Raw genomic sequence first — 3,554 nt, 5'->3', positions numbered from 1 at the left:
GGCTGCACCGCCACCTACCGGGTCACCGCCCAGTGGTCCGGCGGCTTCCAGGGTGAGGTGGAGGTGACCGCCGGCGCCACCGCGGTCAAGGGCTGGACCGTGACCTGGACGTTCGCCGGCGGCCAGCAGGTCAGCCAGGCGTGGAACGCGACGGTGACGAGCAGCGGGTCCACCGTCACCGCCCGGAACGTGAGCTACAACGGGTCACTGGCCGCCGGGGCGAAGACGTCCTTCGGCTTCCTCGTCTCCGGCAGTGCGGCGAACCCGACCCCGACCTGCACCGCGACGCTCTGATCCGCCGACGGCCGTGACCCGGCAACCAGCCGGGTCACGGCCGCACGGTCGCCGACCGCGTCGACGGCGGCGCCGCGAACCCGGCCGCCGTCAGCCACCCCGCAGCGCCCGGTTGAGCCGGGCCTCGAAGTCCTCCGGCAGCGTGCCGTCCCCCTCCAGGGCGGTCCGAACACCCTCCCGGAACACCCGGCTGAACTGGAAGTAGTGCGGCACCCGGGGCCGTACCCGGGCCTCCCGGACCGCCTCGCCGAGCAGCGCGAGGTACGGGAACCGCTGCCGCAGCGCCGCGTCGGCGTAGACGTCCGTACGGGTCGGGGCGAAGCCGCCCACCGTGAACAGCGTGCGCTGGGCCTCCTCCCGGGTCAGGAACTCGATCAGCGCCTGGGCGGCGCGCGGCTGCCGGCTCTGCTTGGCGATGGCGAGGTTCTGGCCGCCCAGCGCCGACGGGCCGGGCAGGCGCGTCACCTCGAACGGCACCCGGTGCCCCGGCGTGTCGGTGGCGGCCAGCGACCGGTAGTTCACCGGCCAGTTGCGCATGAACAGCGCCCGGCCCTCCTGGAAGTCCCGCAGGCTGCGCGCCTCGTCGCCGGGGACGGTGAAGGCGTCGCCCACCAGCAGGCCGTCGCGCCGGGCCGCGGCGACGTCACGCAGCCGGCGTTCCCACCGCTCCCGCTGGAAGACCACCCGGTTCTCGGTCTCGTCGACGAGCTGGTCGACGCCGCCGGCCCAGAGCAGTTCCATCCCGTTGACGGTCAGCCCCTCGTACGGGCCGAACTGCCCGACGTACCCGGCGGCGGGGCGTTGGGTCGCGCCGCCCGCGCCGGTCAGCGCCGCGCTCCGGTCGATGATGGCGTCCCAGTCGAAGCGGGGCGCCTCGCCCGGGGCGGCCGGCGCCCCGCCGGTCACCAGGTCCGACCGGTAGAAGAGCAGGCCGGCGTCGGTGTTGAAGGGCAGCGCCCAGAGCGAGCCCCGGTAGCGGCAGCTGTCCAGCGCCTCCGGCACGAACGCGTCGAGGTGCCCGGGGGCCAGCCGCGCCTCGTCGATCGGGCGCAGGTACCCGGCGGCGGCGAACTCCGCGGTGAAGGTGACGTCGAGGTTGTAGATGTCCACGGCGTCGTCCGGGTCGTCGCCGCCCGCCGCCTGCGCCTGGGCGATCCCCACCATCTCGCTGTGCTGCTGGTCGGTGGTGACCGGGGCCTCGCGGATCCGGGCCGGGCTCTGCGGGTGCAGCACGTTCCAGAGCTTGACCAGTTCCTTTCGCGGCCCGCCGGAACTGGTGTCCTTGCCGCTGAGGATCACCAGCTCGCCGCGCTCCAGCGGCTCCTCCCGGGTGGCGACGTACCAGCCCAGCGTGGCGACGACACCGACCACCGTGCCGACGACCACCCCGAGCAGGAAGGACGCCGGCACCCGGCGCCGGCGACGAGGAGTCCCGGACGCACCGCGCGGCTTCCGGTCGGTCACTGGCCGGCCCCCTTCTCCCAGAGTTGACGGAACAGCCCGGTCAGCGCCCGGTCCACGGTGCTCGCCTCGGCCTGCAGGCACTGCCCGCCGCTGGCCCGGGCCGTCTGCCGCAGGGTGCGGGTCCGCACCCGATCGTCGCAGCTCGCCTCGCCGACGGCGATCACGTAGAGGCGTACCGGGGGGTCGCCCTCGACCCGGGGCACCAGGCCGTCGCTGGCGGTGTCCCGCCCGTCGGTGAGAACCACGACGGCCCGCAGGTGCTCGTCCCCGCCGCCCAGCCGGCGCACCTCGCCGATCGCGGCGTCGATGGTCCGGTACAGCGGCGTGTCCCCCGCCGGCACGGTCCGCCGCAGGCGGGCGACCAGCGCCTCGTCCCGCGCCCGGTCGGCCCCCCGACCTCCCGCAGCCGCCCGGCGTTCCCCCGGTAGCGGTGGAGAACGCCCACACCCCGACCTCGTCCCGGCCGCCGAGGCGGCGCAGCGAGGCGGCGATGCCGTCCACCGCCACGTCGAACCGGGTGCCCCGGCCCGCCTCCGCCAGCATCGAGCCGGACGTGTCCAGCGCCAACAGCACCCGGGCCGCCGCCGGGCCTCCCGGTAGCGCTGGTCGGCGGTGTTCAGCGCGAGCGCGTCGGAGCCGTCGACGAGTTCCCACTGCGGATTGTCCAGCAGCCAGCCCGGCAGCACGCCGTTCTCCTCGGTCAGCGCCGGGCCGGTCCCGTCCCGGCCGGGCACCCGGAAGCCCCGGGCCAGCAGCTCGTCCCGCCCCGGCCCGGTCAACCAGCGGCGCAGGTCATCCGCGGCGGCCCGGGCGGCGGGGCTCTGCACGGAGTCCGGCCAGCGCAGGAGGACCAGGCGGTGGTCCACCCCGGGGGTCAGCTCCGGATAGAAGGCCACCAGCGCCCGGCCCGACGCGGGACGGCCGCGCTCGACGCAGCCGTCGCCGAGCCGCTCGCCGAGGTTGAACTGGACCAGCGCCTGCTCGGTGGTGACCACCGCGGGCGGCGCCGGGGCGGAAGGGTCGGCGGCGAGCTGCCGCTGCCGGCACAGCACGGCGGCGAGGCTGCCCAGCGGGAAGCCGCGCTCGTCCTGGGCGGCCTCCAGACGCTGCTCGACCTGCTGGCGGATCCACGCCGTGTCGGGCGCGCCGTCGTACAGCGCCACGTCGACCATCCGGGCCTCGGGGGACACCGCCGGATCGGGGCGGACGACCTGCCAGCCGGTGCCGGTGACCCGCCGGCCCGAGGCGGTGACCGTCGGCTCCTCCCCCGGGGCCCGGCTGGCCTTGGCGAACAGCTCGGGCCAGGACAGCGAACGCTGCCGGTCGGCGTCGTCGCGGGCGGGATCGACGAGGGCGCGCGGCACCGCCAGCACCAGCGGCGAGCGGGCCACCGTCAGGTAGTCCCGGACGGTGGTCAGGTTCAACACCTGCTGCGACGGCATCTCGGCGCCCGGGAACCAGGCGTCCGGGCGCGGCCCGACGTCGGCCGGGTACCAGCCCGGCGTCCCCGGGTCCCCCTCGGTCGCCGGCCGGCCGGCGGACTCCGACCAGCCGAGCTGGAGACCCTGGGCCACCTCGCGCGGCGCGGCGGGATAGACGAAGACGTTGGTCGTCCGGCAGCCCCCGGCACGGGCGGCGGTCCACGACTCGTACGCGGCGGCCACCGCCTGGTAGGTCACCAGGTCGTCCGGGGCGGCGGCGACCCGCAGCTCGACCGGCCCGGCGCAGCCGCCCAGCGGCTCGGGCACGGCGGCGAGGCCGACCGCCAGCACCGCCACCAGGAGCGCCGCCACCCG

3 protein-coding genes are annotated in these 3,554 nt (G+C 76.3%); 1 reads left to right on the top strand and 2 read right to left on the bottom strand.

Annotated features, from left to right (window positions below; genetic code table 11):
- Window positions 1-294 (top strand): cellulose binding domain-containing protein (locus JNW89_RS31230; RefSeq protein WP_238451804.1); only part of this gene is annotated, 294 nt, incomplete at its 5' end.
- Window positions 295-384: 90 nt separating this feature from the next.
- On the opposite strand, the gene JNW89_RS31225 is transcribed toward JNW89_RS31230, so the two are convergent.
- Complete coding sequence (locus JNW89_RS31225) at window positions 385-1,758, bottom strand: extracellular solute-binding protein (protein ID WP_238451803.1); 1,374 nt, start codon at window positions 1,756-1,758, stop codon at window positions 385-387.
- Window positions 1,755-3,554 (bottom strand): vWA domain-containing protein (locus JNW89_RS31220; protein ID WP_238451802.1); only part of this gene is annotated, 1,800 nt, incomplete at its 5' end. The genes JNW89_RS31220 and JNW89_RS31225, both read right to left, overlap by 4 nt.

The sequence above is a fragment of the Micromonospora sp. 4G55 genome, from assembly GCF_016803375.1.
This window is presented reverse-complemented; position numbering and strand designations above follow the sequence as displayed.